Here is an 18,348-nt window from a genome sequence, read left to right on the forward strand (position 1 = left end):
GTTCATGCCGCCTCCCGCTTTCTCTGGAATTGTTTTGCCAGTCCGAGCACGCCCTGCGGCATGAACAGCGTGACCAGAATGAAGATCAGGCCGAGCGCATACAGCCAGAGATCGGGGAACGCGCCGGTGAACCAGCTCTTCAAGCCATTCACCGAAAACGCGCCGATGATGGGGCCGAGCAGCGAGCCGCGTCCGCCGACCGCTGCCCAGATCACCATTTCGATGGAATTGCCAGGCGACATTTCAGACGGATTGATGATGCCGACCTGCGGCACATACAGCGCACCGGCGATGCCGCACAAGACGGCGGACAGGGTCCACACGAACAGCTTGAACCACAGCGGGTTGTAGCCGATGAACATCAGGCGCGATTCGGAGTCGCGCACCGCCTGCAGCACGCGTCCCAGTTTCGAAGTGACGATCCAGCGGCACAGGACCACCGCGCCGAGCAGGGCGGCGAGCGTGATCAGAAAAAGCGCCGCCTTGGTCGTCGGCGCGGTGATGCTGAAGCCGAGAATGCGCTTGAAATCCGTGAAGCCGTTGTTGCCGCCGAAGCCGGTGTTGTTGCGGAAGAAGAGCAGCATGAAGGCGAAGGTCATGGCCTGCGTGATGATCGAAAAGTACACGCCCTTGATGCGCGAACGGAAGGCGAAGTAGCCGAACACGAAGGCCAGCACGCCGGGCACCAGCACCACCAATGCCATCGCATACCAGAAGTGCTCGGTGAACGACCAGTACCACGGGTACGTTTTCCAGTCGAGGAACACCATGAAGTCGGGCAGGTTGCTTTGATACACGCCATCCTTGCCGATGGCGCGCATCAGGTACATGCCATGCGCGTAGCCGCCGAGCGCGAAGAACACGCCGTGGCCGAGCGACAGGATGCCGGTGTAGCCCCACACCAGATCGAGCGCCAGCGCGGCCATGGCGTAGCACATGAACTTGCCGACCAGCGCCACGGTATAGGACGACACATGCAGCGCATGATCCGGTGCGAATGTCAGATTCAATATCGGTAACAAAGCCAGCACGATGGCGCAGACGATGATGGCGGTCCACGCCGGGCGGGAAAAGAGAGATGGCGTCATTCCACGCTCCTGCCTTTCATTGCGAACAGCCCTTGCGGCCGCTTCTGGATAAAGACGATGATGAAAACGAGGATCGCGATCTTGGCCAGCACTGCGCCCGCGACCGGTTCGAGGAACTTGTTGACTTCGCCCAGGCCGAATGCCGCGATCACGGTGCCGGCCAGTTGCCCGACACCGCCGAGCACCACGACCATGAAGGAATCGACGATATAAGCCTGGCCGAGGTCCGGGCCGACGTTACCGAGCTGCGACAGCGCCACGCCGCCCAGTCCGGCGATGCCGGAACCGAGGCCGAAGGTCAGCATGTCCACCTTGCCGGTGGAGACGCCGACGCAGTCGGCCATGCGGCGGTTCTGCGTCACGGCGCGCACAAACAGGCCGAGCCGCGTCTTGTTCAGCATCAGCCACACCACGGCGACCACGAACAGCGCGAAGAAGATGATGACGATGCGGTTGTACGACAACACCAGCGAACCCATCACCGTCACGCCGCCCGACATCCACGAGGGATTCGCCACCTCGACGTTCTGCGCGCCGAAGATCGAGCGCACCAGCTGCATCAACACGAGGCTGATGCCCCATGTCGCCAGCAGGGTTTCGAGCGGACGGCCGTACAGCCAACGGATCACTGTGCGTTCGAGCACGATGCCGACCAAACCGGCGACGATGAAGGCCGCCGGCAACGCGACCAGCAGATAGGCATCGATATAGGCAGGCAGGAATTGCCGGAACAGCATCTGGCACACATAGGTCGTGTACGCACCGATCATCAGCAGCTCACCGTGCGCCATGTTGATGATGCCCATCAGCCCGAAGGTGATCGCCAGTCCCAGCGCCGCCAGCAGCAGCACGCTGCCCATCGAGATGCCGTAGAACAGGTTGCCGATGAATTCGGTGCGGGCAAGACGTGCATTGATTGCATTGAGGGTATTGACGGCGGCGATACGCACCGACTCGTCCGGCTCGACATGACTGCCGTCCGGGTTCTTGTCGAGCATGCGCGTCAGGACCGGTTTCAGATTGGCGTTGGAACTGTCCGCCAGCGATTTCACGGCTTCCCTGCGCGTGGCGGCATCCTCGGATTGCAGGTTCGCTGTCGCTGCTGCCATTTGCAGAATCGATTTGATCTTCGGATCGGTTTCCTTTTGCAGCGCCTTGTTGATCAAGGGAAGCTGCGCAGCGTCGGCACCTTTCTGCATCTCAAGCGCCGCCGCCATGCGCTGATTCGGGTCGTCCGACAGCAGCTTCAATCCCGACATCGCTGCATCGACTGCGCCGCGCAGGCGGTTGTTGACGGTGATGCCATCCACGCCATCGGGTGTCGCGATGGTTTTCCCGGTTGCGGGATCGAACGCCTGGCCGTTTTCAACGATGAACACCTGGCCATCGGGATTGGCGTAAAGCGTGTCTTCTTTCAGCGCTTTCAATACCTTCAGCGCATCTTCCGAGCCCAGTGCGGCCATCTTGTTGACCGCTTCGATACGGGCATCGGGGTCGTCTCCTGCCAGCGGCTTCAAGAGCGCGGCATCGATCGCGGCGTGCGCTGCTACCGATGCCATTGCAGCCATGCACAACCAGCCGACGGCGATGATTCTTTTTATAAGTTTCATGTTTTATGTCTTGGTGAAGACAAACAATGGAAATGCCAACACTGCGAAATCTGCGGACGATAAAAAGCCGGAGTGTGGGGACCCACGCCCCGGCTCGTGCTGCGGCTTGTTTTGCCTTCCCCGCGATTGCCGGGGAAGGGCACAGGCGGCATTACATGTTCTGCTTGGCCTCGTTACCTGTGATGAACGGGCTCCAGGGTTGTGCGCGCACCGGGGCCTTGGTCTTCCACACGACGCTGAACTGACCGTCCGGCTTGATCTCGCCGATCATCACCGGCTTGTGCAGGTGATGGTTGGTCTTGTCCATCGTCAGTTCAAAGCCCGACGGTGACTTGAAGGTCTGGCCGCCCATCGCCGCGATCACCTTGTCGGTGTCGGTCGACTTCGCTTTCTCGACCGCCTGCTTCCACATGTGGATGCCGACGTAGGTCGCTTCCATCGGGTCGTTGGTGACGACCGTGCTGGCGTTCGGCAGCTTCTTCGCGACGGCGTAGGCTTTCCATTTCTTGATGAAGTCGTCGTTCACCGGATTCTTCACCGACTGGAAATAGTTCCATGCGGCCAGGTGGCCGACCAGCGGCTTGGCATCAACACCGCGCAATTCCTCTTCGCCAACCGAGAACGCGACGACCGGCACGTCGGTTGCCTTCAAACCGGCATTGCCGAGTTCTTTATAGAACGGCACGTTGGAGTCGCCGTTGATGGTCGAGATCACTGCGGTCTTGCCGCCGGTCGCAAACTTCTTGATGTTGGCGACGATGGTCTGGTAGTCGGAATGGCCGAAGGGTGTGTAGACCTCGTCGATATCGGATTCCTTCACGCCTTTCGATTTCAGGAAGGCGCGCAGGATCTTGTTGGTCGTGCGCGGATACACGTAGTCGGTGCCGAGCAGCACGAAACGCTTCGCGCCGCCGCCTTCCTTCGACATCAGGTATTCGACGGCCGGAATCGCCTGCTGGTTGGGCGCGGCGCCGGTGTAGAACACATTCTTCTCAAGCTCCTCGCCTTCGTACTGCACCGGATAGAACAGCAGGCTGTTCAATTCCTTGAACACCGGCAGCACCGACTTGCGCGAGACCGAGGTCCAGCAGCCGAACACAACCGCAACCTTGTCCTGTGAGACCAGCTGACGCGCCTTCTCGGCGAACAGCGGCCAGTTGGAGGCCGGATCGACAACCACCGGCTCCAGCTTCTTGCCCATCACGCCGCCCTTGGCATTGATCTCTTCGATCGTCATCAAGGCCACGTCTTTGAGCGACGTTTCCGAGATGGCCATCGTGCCGGACAGCGAGTGGAGAATGCCGACCTTGATGGTATCGGCGGCCAGTGCCTGCGGCATCCAGGCAGACGCAACAAGGGTCAAAGCGCCGGCAGCGGTCGCTTTCAAAAGGGTGCGACGGGACATTGGTTGCTCCTTCTTTTAAAGGGTCATGGGAATGCGATAACTCGCGGAGCAACATTTAGCAGTTTGTGTGCCAATCAATGCATGCACGGATCAGTGCGGTTTGATGGGTCGCATGCTGCATTGACGTGCGATGAGAGTGCGTTGGTGACTTGATATGGTGCCTTGCGCACCAAGCTTGATCGGCGACGCTGTGCATTGGTGCGTCGCCGATGGGGCGGAAGAAAATCGATGGATGCGATTCAGGAGCGCCTGGCGGCAGACCAAGAGCATCTAACAAAATGATTCCGAGGATGTTGTGCCCCTTGCAGGGCGCGCCTTGGCTGGCAAGCCAAGGCCGCTACGCAGGCGCAACGCATACGTTGCGAATCCCCTGCTTCGCCCTTGCCGTACCGGTCGTACTGTCTGCGGCGGCACCCTTGCAGGGCGCGCACAGGCTTGCATGCCTGTGTCGTTACGCAGGCGGGCAGTAGGCCGCCCGAATTCCCTGCTCAACCCTACTCAGAACCGCTTCGCTGCATTTTGTTAGACGCTCTGAAACAATGCGAGAGAAATCGAACCGTGACGGTTCATTGTTCGACCGGGAAGGTCACCACATGATCGGCACTCAACTTGATGCCGATCTTCTCGCCGATCGCATGATCATGGTGGGAGGGGACGAGCGCGAGCAACTGCTGGCCGCTGGGCAGCTTCAAGGTATACAGGAACTCTGCGCCGCGAAATGCCTTGCGCACGACTTCCGCCTGCAAGGGGCTCTCGTCGTCGTGGATCACATCGTCGGCGCGCAGCAGCACGTCGACTTGCTGCTCGTCTCGGTCATTGGTGATGCAGACATCGACGCCCTGGCATAGCGGCAGGCTGCCCAGTTCGATATTGACAAGCTGGCGCGGCAGATCGACCACGCCCGGCGTGAAGACGCCCTGACCGATGAAATCGGCGACGAAGCGATCGGCGGGGCGGTGATACAGGTTGTAGGCGCTGTCCCATTGCACGATCACGCCGTTGTGCATCACGCCGATGCTGTCGGCGATGGCGAACGCCTCATGCTGGTCATGCGTCACAAGGATCGCCGTGGTGCCGAGTTCCTTCAGGATGTCGCGCACTTCCAGCGCGAGGCGTTCGCGCAGATCGACGTCGAGATTGGAAAACGGCTCGTCGAGCAAAAGCAGGTCCGGTTGCGGCGCCAGAGCGCGAGCCAGCGCGACACGCTGCTGCTGTCCGCCGGAAAGTTCATGCGGATACTGCCGTGCGTGCGAAGACAAGCCGACCAGCGCCAGCAAGGTGTCCACCCGCGCCTTGCGCTCGGTCGCATTCAGCTTGCGCAGGCCGAAGCCGATGTTGTCCCATACCGACAGGTGCGGGAACAGTGCGTAATCCTGAAACACCACGCCGACCTGGCGCGTTTCCGGCGGTGCGGTTGTGCCGGCCTGGCTCAATTCCCGGCCGCCCAGCACGATGCAGCCATCGAGCAGCGACTCGAACCCCGCGATCGCGCGCAGTACCGTCGTCTTGCCGCAGCCGGACGGGCCGAGCAGGCAGCCGATTTCGCCGCGCGCGAGCGAGAACGACAGACCGTGGACGACTTCATGGACGTTGCGACTCTGGCGATAGCCAACGCGAATCGCGTCAACCGAAAGGTAGGCAGGGGAGGGAAGTGCGGCTTTCATGGAACAAAATTCAACAATTGCACGGATGTAATACTCAATTGATTATAATTCTCATTCAGTAAACAAGTGCACAAATATTGTGGAGTTCATGCGCAATCACAATCCGGCCCCGGCCGGACCGCAGCAAACCGGCAGCGTTCATCCCTTGTTGCTCGCTTCCCTTGCCATCGCCTTCCTGGTCGGCGTCCCCATCGCCGGCGTGCTTTCCAACCTGGTCGTCGGCACGGATCCGGCCGCGACCGACCCGACTGCGGCAACTTTTTCCCATTTATGGGCGACCGTGCTGCCCGAATACATCGCCAACAGCCTCGCGATTGCCGCCATCGTCGCCGTACTGGGCGCGATCGGCGGCATCGGCTGCGCCTGGCTGGTCGCGGTATTCCAGTTTCCCGGCAAGCGTGTATTCGAATGGGCGCTGGTGCTGCCGCTGGCGATGCCGTCCTACGTTGTCGCCTATGCCTACACCGATTTCCTGCAGTTTTCGGGGCCGGTGCAAAGCGCCTTGCGCGAAGCCTTCGGCTGGCGTGCGCACGATTACTGGTTCCCGCAGATCCGTTCGGTCGGCGGCGCCGGCGTGCTGTTCGCGTTCGTGCTGTATCCCTATATCTATCTGCTGGCGCGCAATGCATTTCTGGAGCGCAGTCCGCGTATGTGGGATGCCGCGCGCACGCTCGGCATGGGACCGTGGGCGAGCTTCTTCAAGATCAGCCTTCCGCTGGCGCGGCCTGCGGCGGCGGCGGGCATTGCGCTGGCCCTGATGGAAACGCTGGCGGACTACGGCGCGGTTGCCTATTTCGGCGTGCCGACCCTGACCACCGGCATCTACAAATCCTGGTACACCTTTTCCGATCATGCTGCCGCTGCGCAAATCGCCGCCGTGTTGCTGATCGCGATCGTGTTTCTGATGCTGCTGGAACACAAGAGCCGCGGCCGGGCGCGCTATTACGCCGTCGGCAGCCGCGTCAAGGCGCAGGCGTTGCTGCCCCTCACCGGCGCGCGCGCCTGGACCGCATCACTGTTCTGCGCGATTCCCGTGCTACTCGGATTCCTGCTGCCGTTGGCGATCCTGCTGCATTTGCTGGCAGGGGAAGATACGGTGGAGCTGAGTTTTCGCTATGTCGGCTGGCTGCAAAACAGCGTCGTGCTGGGGGTGGTGACGGCATTGATCGCGATTGCAATCTGCGTCTTGCTGGCCTACGCGGCGCGCGTGACCAGGAGTCGTCTGCAGGCGGCATCCAACCGCATCGTGAGCATGGGTTACGCCGTGCCCGGCGCGGTGATCGCGGTGGGGATCCTGATCCCCTTGTCACGCATCGACGCATGGGGCGCGGAACGCGGAATGGCATTTGTGCTGACCGGCAGTGTGGCGGCCCTCATCTATGCCTATCTGGTGCGCTTTCTCGCGGTTTCCTACCAAAGCGTGCAGTCCGGCCTGGACAAGATCACGCCCAGCATGGACGCCAGTGCGCGCAGTCTCGGCCATGGCCTGGGTTCGATGCTGATGCGGGTGCATGCGCCGCTGCTGTGGCGCAGCGTGACGACGGCGGGCCTGCTGGTGTTCGTGGACGTGGTGAAGGAGTTGCCGGCGACACTCACCGTGCGGCCTTTCAATTTCGATACCCTCGCCGTCATCACCCATCAACTCGCATCGGATGAGCGGCTCGGCGAAGCGGCCTTGCCCGCGTTGACCATCGTGCTGATCGCCTTCGTGCCTGTGGTTGCGCTGGCGCGGGCGATCGCGAAGGGCAAGTAGCGGGGGAAACCGAGGACATAAAAAAGCCCCGGATCGTCCGGGGCTTTGCTTGACCCTGCGCGGCCCGAGTCAGGCAGATGCCGAACTCGCAGCCTTGCCGGTTCTGGCTCTTACTTCTTGACGCTGGCACGGCCCGCTGCCTTGGTTGCGGCGGGTTGTGCGAACTGGCTGACCGCATTGTTGAGGTTTGCTTCGAGCGATTCAACGGCTTGCTTGGTGTTCTTGGTGAACTGCTCGTAACCGGCATTCGCATTGCCGATGGCCGACTTCAGCAGTGCGATGGCGTTTTCCGACCCGGCAGGCGCGTTCTTTGTCAGTTCTTCAACCAGTTCCAGCACCTTGCGGCTGGACTCTGAAATCTGCGATTCGGCAGCCTTGGTGAGTTCTGTCTGCACGTCGGTGGCGATGCCGGCCAGATGACGGGCATAGGCTTGCGCTTTTTCAGCAGCCGGTTGTGCAAATGCAGCACTCACCGACAGCCATTCCTGCGGGTCTTTTGCTGCGAATAATTGCTTCGCTGCAACATTGGATTCTTCGAGGGCGGTTTTTGCAACGGCGATGTTCAGGTCGGCGATCTTGCCGACGCTTTCAAATGCCTTGTTGGTCAGGCTGGAAATCAGGGCCAATTGAGCTTCAACGCTTGCTTTGGATGCTGCGGAAAATTGCTCAGGAATGGTAAACATGTACTTCCCCTTATGAGAAAAGAATCGGTCGATGAGTTGTGTCGATGAAGAGGTGAAAATCACGTCGCCCAGCATATTTTTGTGCGTCGCAACGAAAGGTATTTTAAGGATTGCCGGGGGCAAGTCAACTGCAATTGTTGCGAAGCACCAAAATACCACATTGACAACAAATGGTGCGAATGACAACGCAATCCGATTGACAAAAACCTGACCAAATGGCTGGGATATGCGTGCGTGCTACACTCGGCCCACTCCCACTGTTCGTCCTCTTTGCCTCGTTCCTTGAAAGCCTTCTACAGCGACCACTTCGTGCTGCCTCTCCCCGAGGGCCATCGCTTCCCGATGCAAAAGTACAGTCTCATCCGGCAAGGAGCGTGCGATGCGGTTCCTGGTCTGGAATTTCATGAGGCACCCTACACGAGCGATGGTGTGCTCGCGCTGGCGCATCATCCTTCCTATATAGAACGCGTTTCCACCGGCGCGCTGTCGCCTGCGGAACAAAAGGCGATCGGCTTCCCGTGGACGCCGAGAATGGTCGAGCGTTCGCGCCGCTCCGCCGGCGCCACCATCGAGGCGTGCCGTGCGGCATTGCAGGCCGGTGCGGCAGTCAATCTGGCCGGCGGCACGCACCACGCGCATGCGGATCGTGGCGAAGGATTTTGCGTGTTCAATGACGCCGCCATCGCGGCGCGGTTGATGCAGGCGGAGCGCCGGGTTCGGCGGGTTGCGATTGTCGATCTGGACGTGCATCAAGGCAACGGCACCGCGTCGATTCTTGCCTGCGACGATTCGGTATTCACCCTGTCGCTGCACGGCGAACGCAATTACCCGTTCAGGAAGGAAACCAGCGATCTCGATGTCGCGCTACCCGACGGCACCGGCGACGATGCCTATCTGGCTGCATTGCAAGAGGCGCTCGCCGAACTGTTCCGTCGCTTTGCGCCGCAACTGATTATCTATCTGGCCGGCGCGGACCCGCATGAAGGCGACCGGCTGGGCAGGCTGAAACTGACCATGAGCGGCCTTGCCGCACGCGATCATCTGGTGCTGGCCACGGCGCGGCAGCGCGGGATTCCGGTCGCGGTGGCAATGGCAGGCGGCTACGGCAAGAATATCCAGGACACCGTGGCAGTCCATGTGCAAACTATCGCCATTGCCTCTCAATATGCTATCGGCCCCTGAGCCCTTATCCGAATATGCGTTTCCTGAAATCGACTGACACTGTACCGGCTGCCACTGCAAGCGCCACGCAAAACGCGCTGGTGGCCGCCATGCCTTTCCTCTTCGTGCTGATCTGGAGCACGGGCTTCATCGTTGCCAAATTCGGCTTGCCGTATGCGCCGCCATTGACCTTCCTGCTGCTGCGATTCACCGGCGTGCTGGTGATTCTGCTGCCGGTCGTGTTGCTGATGCGCGCCCCCTGGCCGGTGGGCCGCATCCGGCATATCGCGCTCGCCGGCATCCTGGTGCAGGCCGGTTATCTGGCAGGCGTGTGGTGCGCGATCAAGCTGGGCATGCCGGCCGGCCTGTCGGCGCTGATCGTCGGCTTGCAGCCGATATTGACCGCCTTCGCCGCGCCCATGGTCGGCGAATCGGTGCGTGGCCGCCAATGGATCGGACTGGCGTTCGGCTTGTGCGGCGTCGGCCTCGTGGTTGCAAACAAGATCTCGCTGATCGGCTTGTCATGGCCGAGCATTGCGCTGTGCATCTTCGCCTTGCTGTCGATTACAGTTGGGACGCTGTATCAGAAAAAATATTGTGCGAACTTTGACCTGCGTACCGGCACGATCATCCAGTTCGCGGCATCGATCGTGGCGGTGCTGCCGTTTGCGATGGCGTTCGAGGGATTGACCCCGGCGCTGGATGCGGTGCAATGGACGCCGGAATTCATCGGCGCCTTGTTGTGGTCGATACTTGCACTGTCGATCGGCGCGATTTTCCTGTTGTTCGCGCTGATACGCAAAAGCGCGGCGACGCAAGTCACCAGTTTGTTGTACCTGACCCCGCCGACGACGGCTGTCATGGCGTGGCTCATGTTTGGGGAGGCCTTCAGCATGGTCGGCATGGCCGGCATGGTGCTGGCTGTCATTGGCGTAGCTCTTGTAGTGAGAAAATGATGCGGGCAGAAGCGAAAAATCGAAGCGACTATAAGCATTTCCATGCAATTACCACGCGCTGGATGGACAACGATGCGTACGGACACGTCAACAACGTCGTCTACTACAGCTGGTTCGACACGGTGGTCAATCAGTTCCTGATCGCCAATGGCGCGCTCGATATCGAACGCAGTCCCGTCATCGGTTTGGTGATCGAAACGCAGTGCACCTATTTCGCGTCGGTCGCCTTCCCGGACCGCGTGACGGCGGGACTGCGCGTGACCAAACTGGGCAACTCCAGCGTGCGTTACGAAGTCGGCATTTTCCGCAACGATGAGGAAAGCGCAGCGGCGCAAGGCCACTTCATCCACGTCTATGTCGACCGCGAAACGCGCAAGCCGAGCGCAGTGCCCGACAAGATGCGTGCGCTGTTGCAAACCATCGAAATGCCAGCATCATGATCGATACGCCGGAACAGAGAATCGTCGATGCGGCCATCACGTCGCGCCGCTCGATACGCGCCTTTCTGCCAAAGGAAGTCGCGCGGGAAGACATCGAAACCATCCTCGAAGTCGCCGCCCGCGCACCGTCGGGCACCAATACGCAGCCGTGGAAAGTGTACGTGCTGACCGGAGAAATCAAGCAGCGCCTATCCGACGAAGTCATGCGCGCCCATAACGATCCGGATATCAACAAGCAGCACATCGAGGAATATCACTACTACCCGAGCGCGTGGGTGTCGCCCTACATCGACCGCCGCCGCAAGGTGGGCTGGGACCTGTATTCCCTGCTCGGACTCACGCGCGAAAACAAGCATGGCATGCACGAGCAGCACGGACGGAATTACAGCTTCTTCGATGCGCCGGTCGGCATGATGTTTACCATCGACCGCGTGATGGAGAAAGGGTCCTGGCTCGACTATGGCATGTTCCTGCAGAACATCATGGTCGCCGCGCGCGGACGCGGACTGGACACCTGTCCGCAGGCGGCCTTCACGCAGTATCACAAGATCATCGCCGGGATGCTGCAGCTGCCGCCGACCGAGATGGTGGTGTGCGGGATGTCGCTTGGCTACGCCGATCCGGACAGGATCGAGAACACGCTGGTGACCGAGCGCGAGCCCTTGAGCAGCTTCGTCAAGTTCATCGAATAGCGGCCTTGGCCCATGGCGGTGCGGCGAAGGACTCGACGAGAAAGTCGATGAACACCCGCACCTTCGCCGACAGATGCAGCCGCTGCGGAAACACGGCATGAATGTCGGCGTCCGGCCCGCGCCAGCCGGGCAGCACTTCCACCAATTCACCCCGCTGCAGATGGTCTGCCAGGTCCCACTCCGAGCGCAGCATGATGCCGTGGCCGGCCAGCGTCCAGTTGCGTACCACTTCGCCGTTGTTCGATGACAAGCTGCCGCTCACGCGCACGGTTTCCGTGCCGGATTTGCCGGTGAATTTCCACACGCCATACGCATCATTCTCGCGAATCACGAGGCAATCGTGCTCGCGCAATTCGGCAGGATGCTTCGGCTTGCCATGCTGCTTCAGATAGGCGGGTGAGGCCACCAGGATTTGCCGGTTGGACGCGATGCGGCGCGCCACCAGTTGCGCATCGTCGAGCGTGCCGAGACGGATGCCGACATCGAAGGCTTCATCGGCGAGATTGATCGGCTTGTCGGTCAGCTGCAATTGCACGCGCACTTCGGGATACTGCCTCACGAAGCGTGAAACCGCCGGTGCGATGTGGCGATGCCCGAAGCCGAACGTCGCGTTCACCCGCAGCAAGCCGCGCGGGGCGGCGCGGCGGCTGGCAATGGTCTGTTCCAGCTGCTCGATGTCCGACAGGATGCGCGCCGCTTCGCGGTAATACAGCTCGCCTTCCTCGGTCAGGCTGATCCTGCGCGTGGTGCGATTGAGCAGGCGCACGCCCAGCCGCGCCTCGAGTTGCGCCAGCCGCTTGGATATCGCCGGCGGCGTCAGGTTCAGCTCGCGTGCGGTCGCGGTAAGGCTGCCGCTTTTCGCCAGCCGGTGGAAAAAGGCAAGTTCCGAACTCAAATCCATTGTGTCGCTCAGGTTAATAATGTAATTGATTCAGTTTAATTAAAAACAAATGAGAAGGCATTAGAATCGTCACATTGCGTCCAGAAAGGAAGCCATGTTTGCCGGATTTGAAGAAGCGACCATCGAGTTGGACGGCGTGGCCATCCACTACCGCGTGCACCGGAGTGCGGGCCCGGCGTTGCTGCTCTTGCACGGTCATCCGCAGACGCATGTCATCTGGCACAAGGTCGCGAACAGGCTGGCGCGCGATTACACCGTGGTCTGCGCCGACCTGCGCGGCTATGGCGATTCCGGCAAGCCGGAAGCCGTCGCGGATCATGCCAATTATTCCAAGCGTGCGATGGCGCTCGATATGGTCAAGCTGATGTCGCACCTCGGCTTCGAGGAGTTTTTCGTGGTCGGGCACGATCGCGGCGGCCGCGTCGCCCATCGCCTGGCCGCCGATCACCCGCAGCGGGTGCGCAAGCTCGCGGTGCTGGACATTGCGCCGACGCTGACGATGTATGAACAGACGTCGATGGCGTTTGCGCAGGCTTACTATCACTGGTTTTTCCTGATCCAGCCTGCGCAGTTTCCCGAGACGCTGCTCGGCGCGGATCCGGAGTTTTATCTGCTGAACACGATAGGCGGACGTTCGTCGGGCATGGCGCCGTTCGCTCCTGAGGCAGTGGAAGAATACAAGCGTTGCATCAAGTTGCCCGGCACGATTCGCGGCATCTGCGAGGACTATCGCGCATCCGCCACGATCGATCTTGAGCATGACCGCGCCGATATCGCCGCCGGACACAAGCTGGCAATGCCCTTGCTGGCGCTGTGGGGCGCGCATGGCGTGGTCGAAAAATGCTTCAAGCCGCTCGACGAGTGGCGCAAAGTCGCAAGCGATGTGCGCGGCTGCGCGTTGCCGTCGGGCCATTACATTCCGGAAGAAGTGCCGGAACTGCTGCTGAATGAATTGACTGGATTTCTGGAGGAATGAAAATGACGACACATCGGATCGCGGTGATTGCCGGCGACGGCATCGGCAAGGAAGTGGTGCCGGAAGGCTTGCGCGTGCTGGATGCCGCCGCGCGCAAGTTCGGCATCGATTTCAAATGGGACCATTTCGATTTTGCGTCGTGCGACTACTACGCGAAGCACGGACAGATGATGCCGGATGACTGGAAGGATCGCATCGGCGGCCATGACGCGATCTTCTTCGGTGCGGTGGGCTGGCCCGACATCGTGCCCGACCACATTTCGCTGTGGGGTTCGCTGCTCAAGTTTCGGCGTGAATTCGACCAGTACGTGAACCTGCGTCCGTGCCGGCTGATGCCGGGCATTCCATCGCCTCTGGCCGACCGCAAGCCGGGCGACATCGACTTCTACGTCGTGCGCGAAAACACCGAGGGTGAGTATTCCTCGGTCGGCGGCAAGATGTACGAGGGCACGGAGCGCGAAGTCGTGTTCCAGGAAAGCGTGTTCTCACGCAAGGGCGTGGATCGCATCCTGAAGTTCGCGTTCGAGCTGGCGCAGCATCGTCCGAAGAAGCATCTGACCTCCGCCACCAAATCCAACGGCATCTCGATCACGATGCCCTACTGGGACGAGCGCGTGACCGAGATGGCGAAATCGTACCCCGATGTGAAATGGGACAAATTCCACATCGATATCCTGACCGCGCATTTCGTCAAGAATCCGGATTGGTTCGACGTCGTGGTCGCCTCCAATCTGTTCGGCGACATCCTGTCCGACCTCGGTCCTGCCTGCACCGGCACGATCGCAATTGCACCGTCGGCCAACATCAATCCGGAACGCACGTTCCCGTCATTGTTCGAACCGGTGCACGGCTCGGCGCCGGACATCGCCGGCAAGGGCATCGCCAATCCGATCGGCCAGATCTGGTGCGGCGCCATGATGCTGGAGCATCTCGGACATGCGGAGGCGGGCGCTGCGGTATTGCGGGCGATTGAAAAGGTGCTCGAAGCCGGCCCGAAAAACGCCCCGTTTACCCGGGACATTGGAGGCACGGCAAATACCATCGATCTGGGCAAGGCCATTGCCGAAGCATTGTAAAAATTTCCATGAATTAACTGATCTCATCCATTTCGCCTTCCGGTCATTTCGAAAGGCGAAATGGGGTTTGTGTATTGTCAATTAGCATTAAGAAAACCGTTTAATTCCACGCGCTAACTCCTTAATTTGCTTGCTGAAACTCACTATTTTGCTAGACTGCAAGATATAATGTTGCACCAGCGAATCAGGGAGGAAGTGCAGATGAGGAAGTCCGCGCTTGGATTAGTGTTGTCGTTATGTTCAGTGTTGGCGGCTCCGGCAATGTCGGCGCAAGATTCGGCTAGGGCTGCGCCATCTGCAAAAAAACAGGTGGCTCAGAACAAATCGGCAGCCAAGCGCAAGGGTGGCGTCAAGGCGCGTTCCGTCAAAACCGCCACCGTTCGCAGTGGCGATGACACATCCCTCGATCCCAAGGAAAGGCTTGTCCGGAAAGTCATCGTTTCGCACGGCAAGCGCAAGGTCGTCTATCAGCGCGTCGCTTACCGTCCGGCGATCCCTGTTGTGCCGCCAGTGATGAGTGCGGGCGATCTGGCAGGACTTAACGCAACGCGCGATCCGCTCGCGCTGGCGTCCAACGTTGCACTGGTGGTCGATCAAAGCACCTCCCAGGTGTTGTTCGAAAAAAATTCCAATATCGCATTGCCGATTGCATCGCTGACGAAGCTGATGACTGCACTGGTTGTGGTGGAAGCGCGCCAGAACATGGACGAGTTGCTCGAGGTAACGGCAGATGATATCGATCGCGAAAAGAACAGCGGTTCGCGTCTGCGCGTCGGCGCGCAATTGACGCGTGCGAACATGCTGCATATCGCCCTGATGAGTTCCGAAAATCGTGCGGCATCGGCGCTGGGTCGACACTATCCCGGCGGTTTCCCGGTATTTGTCGCGGCAATGAATGCAAAGGCGAGGGCGCTCGGCATGACCGACACGCACTATGTCGATGCGACCGGACTTTCCAGCCAGAATGTGGCAAGCGCGCGTGACCTTGCAAAACTGGTCGCTGCGGCATATCAGCACCCGCTCATCCGCGAGTATTCGACCGATCCGAAATACATGGTCGATGCAGGCGGACATCTGCTGCAGTATTTCAACTCCAACCGCTTGGTGACGAATACAGACTGGGAAATCGGCTTGCAAAAGACCGGCTATATTTCCGAAGCGGGACGCTGCCTTGTCATGCAGGCAAGAATAGAAGGCCGCCCGGTTGTCATGGTGTTTCTGGATTCCAAGGGCAAGCAGTCGCGTCTTGCCGACGCAAGCCGCATTCGCAAATGGCTGGAAAGCAGCAGCAACAAACCTCAATTCCTGCAAGTCAACGCCAACGCGCAGCAGAGCTGACAAGAGATGATAGAGGTACAGACAATCTGGTTTTCTTGACGGGCCGCAAATCGCGGCCCGTTTTCATTTCGGTCGCCGCATCATCGAAGTTGCACAGAAAGAATCAAACCCTGAACGCAGCATGATGCTCAACATCATGTTGATATGAGGAATGGGCGCGCCTTTGCCAGCGTTACAATTTTTCTGTTCATTTCCGGTTGTTCTGCATTGAGGTTTGGAACAGAATGGAAACGATACCATTTCGAAAACAACTCGCAGTTACAAACAAGCTCGGCGCGTGCGGTCATGCCTTGAGCGTCGTGCCATTGTTTTTTAACGTGCATTTCGTGCAGCATAACTTCTTGCAGCGTCGGTCCAATTGCATATTCCTGAAATCCTTCTCGTCAGCGATGATTCCGTCCGCCCACTGGCTTTGAGCAGTCTGTTGAGCGAAACAAATCATGCAATCAATACGGCCGGGTACGCGATTGCGTTTGCCCGCTCGGCCTCGGAGGCGCTGCGCCGGATAGCCGAGCGCGATTTCGCGCTGGTCTTGCTGGATGCCGGGATGGCGGCTGTGGATGTGTGCGAGACGGCGCGCACCATCCACTCGCATCCGCGTTCCGCCATGGTCCCCATCATTTTTGTCACCGCGGAACAGGCAAGCGAAGACGACAGGTTGCGGGCCTATCAGGCAGGTGCGGTCGATTTCATTTCTGCCCCGATCGTTGCCGCGATATTGCAAGCCAAGCTTGCGGTCTTTGCCGGGCTTGCAAAGCAGAAGCTGGAGATGCAATCGCGCGCCGAGCACTTTGTGCGATTGAATGGCGAACTGCAGCAACAGCGCAAGCGCAATCTCGAACAGCTCAACGAACACAAGCTGGTTGAAGACGCGTTGCGCCAGTCGCGCGAGGAGTTGCGCCAGCTCGCCAGTTATCAGGACCGCGTCAAGGAAGACGAGCGCAAGCGTATCGCGCGCGAAATTCACGATGATCTGGGGCAGAATCTGCTGGCGCTGCGCATCGATGTGTCGATGCTGTACGCGCGCACCGGCAACACCCATCCCAAGCTGAACAGGAAAGTCCATGCGGTGCTCGATCAGATCGACGTCACCATGAAGGCCATGCGTTCGATCATCAACAACCTGCGTCCGACCGTGCTGGATCTCGGACTGAATGCGGCGATCGAATGGCAGGTAAAGGACTTTCAGCGGCGCAGCGGCATCGAATGTCATTTGCACATGCAGGGCAGGGAGCTTGTGCTTGACGACAGCCGCGCGACGGCACTGTTTCGCATCCTGCAGGAGTCATTGAACAATGTGCTGCGCCATGCGCAGGCGACGCGTGCGGATATCAAGTTGCAGCAGAATGGCGACACCTTGTTCATGCAAGTGGCAGACAACGGTATCGGAATATTTCCGGGCTGCCGGAGAAATGCGAACTCGTTTGGCCTGGTTGGCATCAGAGAGCGTACCGGCGCACTGGGCGGCCGTCTTGTCATCGATAGCGGACAGCACAAGGGCACCACATTGATTGTCTCGATCCCTGTCGAAAGCGAGGGCGCGGATGGTTCGGACGAGGGGGAAACGCGGACCGATGTGGTCGCCGAACTGTCGATGCTGCGCGGGAGTGACGGTGTCTTGGCGTTGCCGGTCAGCGCTTCGGTCGAGAACCTGGATGCGGCAGGGCCGCGTGGCAAGGTCGGTGGAATTGCCTAGACGGATCATTCAATGCAGGCAGTCGCACCGCGCCGCCTGCATCTCGCGTCCGCCGGACCGAAAAGGGAAATGCTATGCGGCGGCGCCTTGCGGCACATGTCCCAGCACTGCGGAAATCTGGGTGGCGGTGCTCACGAGATCTTCCACCCATTCCTCCTGCAAGCGATCGGCCGGGGCGGAAATCGACAAGCCGGCGATCAGTTTGCCGGAGTCGTCATGGATGCCGGCGGCCATGCAGCGCACGCCCAATTCCAGTTCTTCATTGTCGCGCGCATAGCCGCGCGCGCGTACCAGGCTCAATTCGCGTTCCAGCTTGGCAAGCTCCGTAATGGAATTCTTGTTGTGGCCGGCAAGGCCGGTGCGCGTCGCATAGGCGCGCACGGATTTGGGATCATCCACGGAGAGGAAGAGCTTGCCCGTGGACGTCAGATGCAAAGGCGCACGTCCGCCGATCGCGCGCACCACCTGCATGCCGGAACGTTCGGAGAACGAGCGATCGATATAAACGATCTCGTCGCCTTGGCGGACGGACAGATTGACGGTCTGATGCGTCTTGCGGTGCAGGGCGCGCATGAAATCCAGTGCAGCTTCGCGTACATTCAGACGGCTTTTCACGATATTGCCCAGTTCCAGCAGGCGCATGCCGAGACGGTAGGAACCTGCCTCGGCACGGTCCACGAATCGCTTGACCACCAGATCGTTGAGGATGCGGTGCGCAGTCGATGGATGCAGTCCGGTGACGGTCGACAGTTCTTTCAGGCTGACTGGATCGGGATAGTGGGCCAAGGCGTCCAGCAGCGAGATCATGCGCTCGATCACCTGGATCGAAATCTGTTCGTTCTCGGAAGGTTGTGCAGGCTTCATAAGGAAATTGGTGCGTTGCAATATCGACGTTATACCACATTGTGA

At 59.8% G+C, this 18,348-nt stretch carries 17 protein-coding genes; 9 read left to right on the forward strand and 8 right to left on the reverse strand.

The genetic code is table 11. The features are described from left to right. Window positions 1-2: 2 nt before the first annotated feature. The 4 genes from urtC to D3870_RS05120 all read right to left on the reverse strand — a co-directional run bounded on the left by urtC (window position 3) and on the right by D3870_RS05120 (window position 5,767). Entirely contained in the window at window positions 3-1,088 is a 1,086-nt protein-coding gene (gene urtC, locus D3870_RS05105) for an urea ABC transporter permease subunit UrtC (RefSeq protein ID WP_119737207.1), read from the reverse strand. Further along, window positions 1,085-2,698, reverse strand: coding sequence for an urea ABC transporter permease subunit UrtB (gene urtB / locus D3870_RS05110; protein ID WP_119737209.1), 1,614 nt, complete (start codon window positions 2,696-2,698; stop codon window positions 1,085-1,087). The genes urtC and urtB overlap by 4 nt, the downstream gene beginning before the upstream one ends. Window positions 2,699-2,849: 151 nt before the next feature. Next, on the reverse strand, window positions 2,850-4,103 hold the full coding sequence (gene urtA, locus D3870_RS05115) for an urea ABC transporter substrate-binding protein (RefSeq protein ID WP_119737211.1): 1,254 nt from the start codon (window positions 4,101-4,103) through the stop codon (window positions 2,850-2,852). Between the two features lie 566 nt (window positions 4,104-4,669). Further along, the gene (locus D3870_RS05120) at window positions 4,670-5,767 is read right to left on the reverse strand and encodes an ABC transporter ATP-binding protein (protein WP_119737213.1); all 1,098 of its coding nucleotides are present in this window, start codon (window positions 5,765-5,767) and stop codon (window positions 4,670-4,672) included. 88 nt (window positions 5,768-5,855) lie between these two features. Here D3870_RS05120 and D3870_RS05125 point away from each other — a divergent pair, with 88 nt between their 5' ends. After that, complete coding sequence (locus tag D3870_RS05125; protein WP_119737215.1) at window positions 5,856-7,520, forward strand: ABC transporter permease; 1,665 nt, start codon at window positions 5,856-5,858, stop codon at window positions 7,518-7,520. A gap of 110 nt (window positions 7,521-7,630) precedes the next feature. Here the strand turns inward: D3870_RS05125 and phaP are convergent, their stop codons facing one another. Further along, on the reverse strand, window positions 7,631-8,203 hold the full coding sequence (gene phaP / locus D3870_RS05130; RefSeq protein WP_119741705.1) for a TIGR01841 family phasin: 573 nt from the start codon (window positions 8,201-8,203) through the stop codon (window positions 7,631-7,633). A 282-nt stretch (window positions 8,204-8,485) separates the two neighbouring features. Between phaP and D3870_RS05135 the strand changes: the two genes are divergently transcribed. The 4 genes from D3870_RS05135 to D3870_RS05150 all read left to right on the forward strand — a co-directional run bounded on the left by D3870_RS05135 (window position 8,486) and on the right by D3870_RS05150 (window position 11,452). Further along, complete coding sequence (locus D3870_RS05135) at window positions 8,486-9,385, forward strand: histone deacetylase family protein (RefSeq protein WP_119737217.1); 900 nt, start codon at window positions 8,486-8,488, stop codon at window positions 9,383-9,385. Window positions 9,386-9,474: 89 nt separating this feature from the next. Beyond that, window positions 9,475-10,320, forward strand: coding sequence for a DMT family transporter (locus D3870_RS05140; RefSeq protein ID WP_242490040.1), 846 nt, complete (start codon window positions 9,475-9,477; stop codon window positions 10,318-10,320). Then, complete coding sequence (locus D3870_RS05145) at window positions 10,320-10,760, forward strand: acyl-CoA thioesterase (RefSeq protein WP_158590507.1); 441 nt, start codon at window positions 10,320-10,322, stop codon at window positions 10,758-10,760. Before D3870_RS05140 ends, D3870_RS05145 begins: the two co-directional genes overlap by 1 nt. After that, window positions 10,757-11,452 carry a nitroreductase gene (locus D3870_RS05150; RefSeq protein ID WP_119737223.1) on the forward strand — a complete coding sequence of 232 codons (696 nt, stop codon included), beginning with the start codon at window positions 10,757-10,759 and terminating at the stop codon, window positions 11,450-11,452. The genes D3870_RS05145 and D3870_RS05150 overlap by 4 nt, the downstream gene beginning before the upstream one ends. On the opposite strand, the gene D3870_RS05155 is transcribed toward D3870_RS05150, so the two are convergent. Next, window positions 11,442-12,353 carry a LysR family transcriptional regulator gene (locus D3870_RS05155; RefSeq protein ID WP_119737225.1) on the reverse strand — a complete coding sequence of 304 codons (912 nt, stop codon included), beginning with the start codon at window positions 12,351-12,353 and terminating at the stop codon, window positions 11,442-11,444. The two genes, D3870_RS05150 and D3870_RS05155, sit on opposite strands and share 11 nt — an antisense overlap. Before the next feature lie 94 nt (window positions 12,354-12,447). On the opposite strand from D3870_RS05155, the gene D3870_RS05160 reads away from it, so the two are divergent. The 3 genes from D3870_RS05160 (at window position 12,448) to pbpG (ending at window position 15,743) form a co-directional block, all read left to right on the forward strand. Beyond that, complete coding sequence (locus D3870_RS05160; RefSeq protein WP_119737227.1) at window positions 12,448-13,329, forward strand: alpha/beta fold hydrolase; 882 nt, start codon at window positions 12,448-12,450, stop codon at window positions 13,327-13,329. A 2-nt stretch (window positions 13,330-13,331) separates the two neighbouring features. After that, complete coding sequence (locus D3870_RS05165; protein ID WP_119737229.1) at window positions 13,332-14,405, forward strand: tartrate dehydrogenase; 1,074 nt, start codon at window positions 13,332-13,334, stop codon at window positions 14,403-14,405. Window positions 14,406-14,606: 201 nt separating this feature from the next. Next, window positions 14,607-15,743 carry a D-alanyl-D-alanine endopeptidase gene (gene pbpG, locus D3870_RS05170; RefSeq protein WP_119741707.1) on the forward strand — a complete coding sequence of 379 codons (1,137 nt, stop codon included), beginning with the start codon at window positions 14,607-14,609 and terminating at the stop codon, window positions 15,741-15,743. Between the two features lie 134 nt (window positions 15,744-15,877). On the opposite strand, the gene D3870_RS21950 is transcribed toward pbpG, so the two are convergent. Next, the gene (locus D3870_RS21950; protein ID WP_147375712.1) at window positions 15,878-16,078 is read right to left on the reverse strand and encodes a hypothetical protein; all 201 of its coding nucleotides are present in this window, start codon (window positions 16,076-16,078) and stop codon (window positions 15,878-15,880) included. An 89-nt stretch (window positions 16,079-16,167) separates the two neighbouring features. On the opposite strand from D3870_RS21950, the gene D3870_RS05175 reads away from it, so the two are divergent. Beyond that, on the forward strand, window positions 16,168-17,439 hold the full coding sequence (locus D3870_RS05175) for an ATP-binding response regulator (protein ID WP_242489870.1): 1,272 nt from the start codon (window positions 16,168-16,170) through the stop codon (window positions 17,437-17,439). Between the two features lie 72 nt (window positions 17,440-17,511). Here D3870_RS05175 and D3870_RS05180 read toward each other — a convergent pair whose 3' ends face one another. Further along, on the reverse strand, window positions 17,512-18,303 hold the full coding sequence (locus D3870_RS05180) for an IclR family transcriptional regulator (protein WP_119737231.1): 792 nt from the start codon (window positions 18,301-18,303) through the stop codon (window positions 17,512-17,514). Between the last annotated feature and the right edge of the window lie 45 nt (window positions 18,304-18,348).

Source organism: Noviherbaspirillum cavernae, from assembly GCF_003590875.1.
Lineage (GTDB): Bacteria > Pseudomonadota > Gammaproteobacteria > Burkholderiales > Burkholderiaceae_D > Noviherbaspirillum > Noviherbaspirillum cavernae.

What these genes read in the sequence shown, in the direction of transcription:
- urtC (WP_119737207.1), bottom strand. Translation starts at nt 1,088, where the DNA reads ATGACGCCATCTCTCTTTTCCCGCCCGGCGTGGACCGCCATCATCGTC.
- urtB (WP_119737209.1), bottom strand. Translation starts at nt 2,698, where the DNA reads ATGAAACTTATAAAAAGAATCATCGCCGTCGGCTGGTTGTGCATGGCT.
- urtA (WP_119737211.1), bottom strand. Translation starts at nt 4,103, where the DNA reads ATGTCCCGTCGCACCCTTTTGAAAGCGACCGCTGCCGGCGCTTTGACC.
- D3870_RS05120 (WP_119737213.1), bottom strand. Translation starts at nt 5,767, where the DNA reads ATGAAAGCCGCACTTCCCTCCCCTGCCTACCTTTCGGTTGACGCGATT.
- D3870_RS05125 (WP_119737215.1), top strand. Translation starts at nt 5,856, where the DNA reads ATGCGCAATCACAATCCGGCCCCGGCCGGACCGCAGCAAACCGGCAGC.
- phaP (WP_119741705.1), bottom strand. Translation starts at nt 8,203, where the DNA reads ATGTTTACCATTCCTGAGCAATTTTCCGCAGCATCCAAAGCAAGCGTT.
- D3870_RS05140 (WP_242490040.1), top strand. Translation starts at nt 9,475, where the DNA reads ATGCCTTTCCTCTTCGTGCTGATCTGGAGCACGGGCTTCATCGTTGCC.
- D3870_RS05145 (WP_158590507.1), top strand. Translation starts at nt 10,320, where the DNA reads ATGCGGGCAGAAGCGAAAAATCGAAGCGACTATAAGCATTTCCATGCA.
- D3870_RS05150 (WP_119737223.1), top strand. Translation starts at nt 10,757, where the DNA reads ATGATCGATACGCCGGAACAGAGAATCGTCGATGCGGCCATCACGTCG.
- D3870_RS05155 (WP_119737225.1), bottom strand. Translation starts at nt 12,353, where the DNA reads ATGGATTTGAGTTCGGAACTTGCCTTTTTCCACCGGCTGGCGAAAAGC.
- D3870_RS05160 (WP_119737227.1), top strand. Translation starts at nt 12,448, where the DNA reads ATGTTTGCCGGATTTGAAGAAGCGACCATCGAGTTGGACGGCGTGGCC.
- D3870_RS05165 (WP_119737229.1), top strand. Translation starts at nt 13,332, where the DNA reads ATGACGACACATCGGATCGCGGTGATTGCCGGCGACGGCATCGGCAAG.
- pbpG (WP_119741707.1), top strand. Translation starts at nt 14,607, where the DNA reads ATGAGGAAGTCCGCGCTTGGATTAGTGTTGTCGTTATGTTCAGTGTTG.
- D3870_RS21950 (WP_147375712.1), bottom strand. Translation starts at nt 16,078, where the DNA reads ATGCTGCACGAAATGCACGTTAAAAAACAATGGCACGACGCTCAAGGC.
- D3870_RS05180 (WP_119737231.1), bottom strand. Translation starts at nt 18,303, where the DNA reads ATGAAGCCTGCACAACCTTCCGAGAACGAACAGATTTCGATCCAGGTG.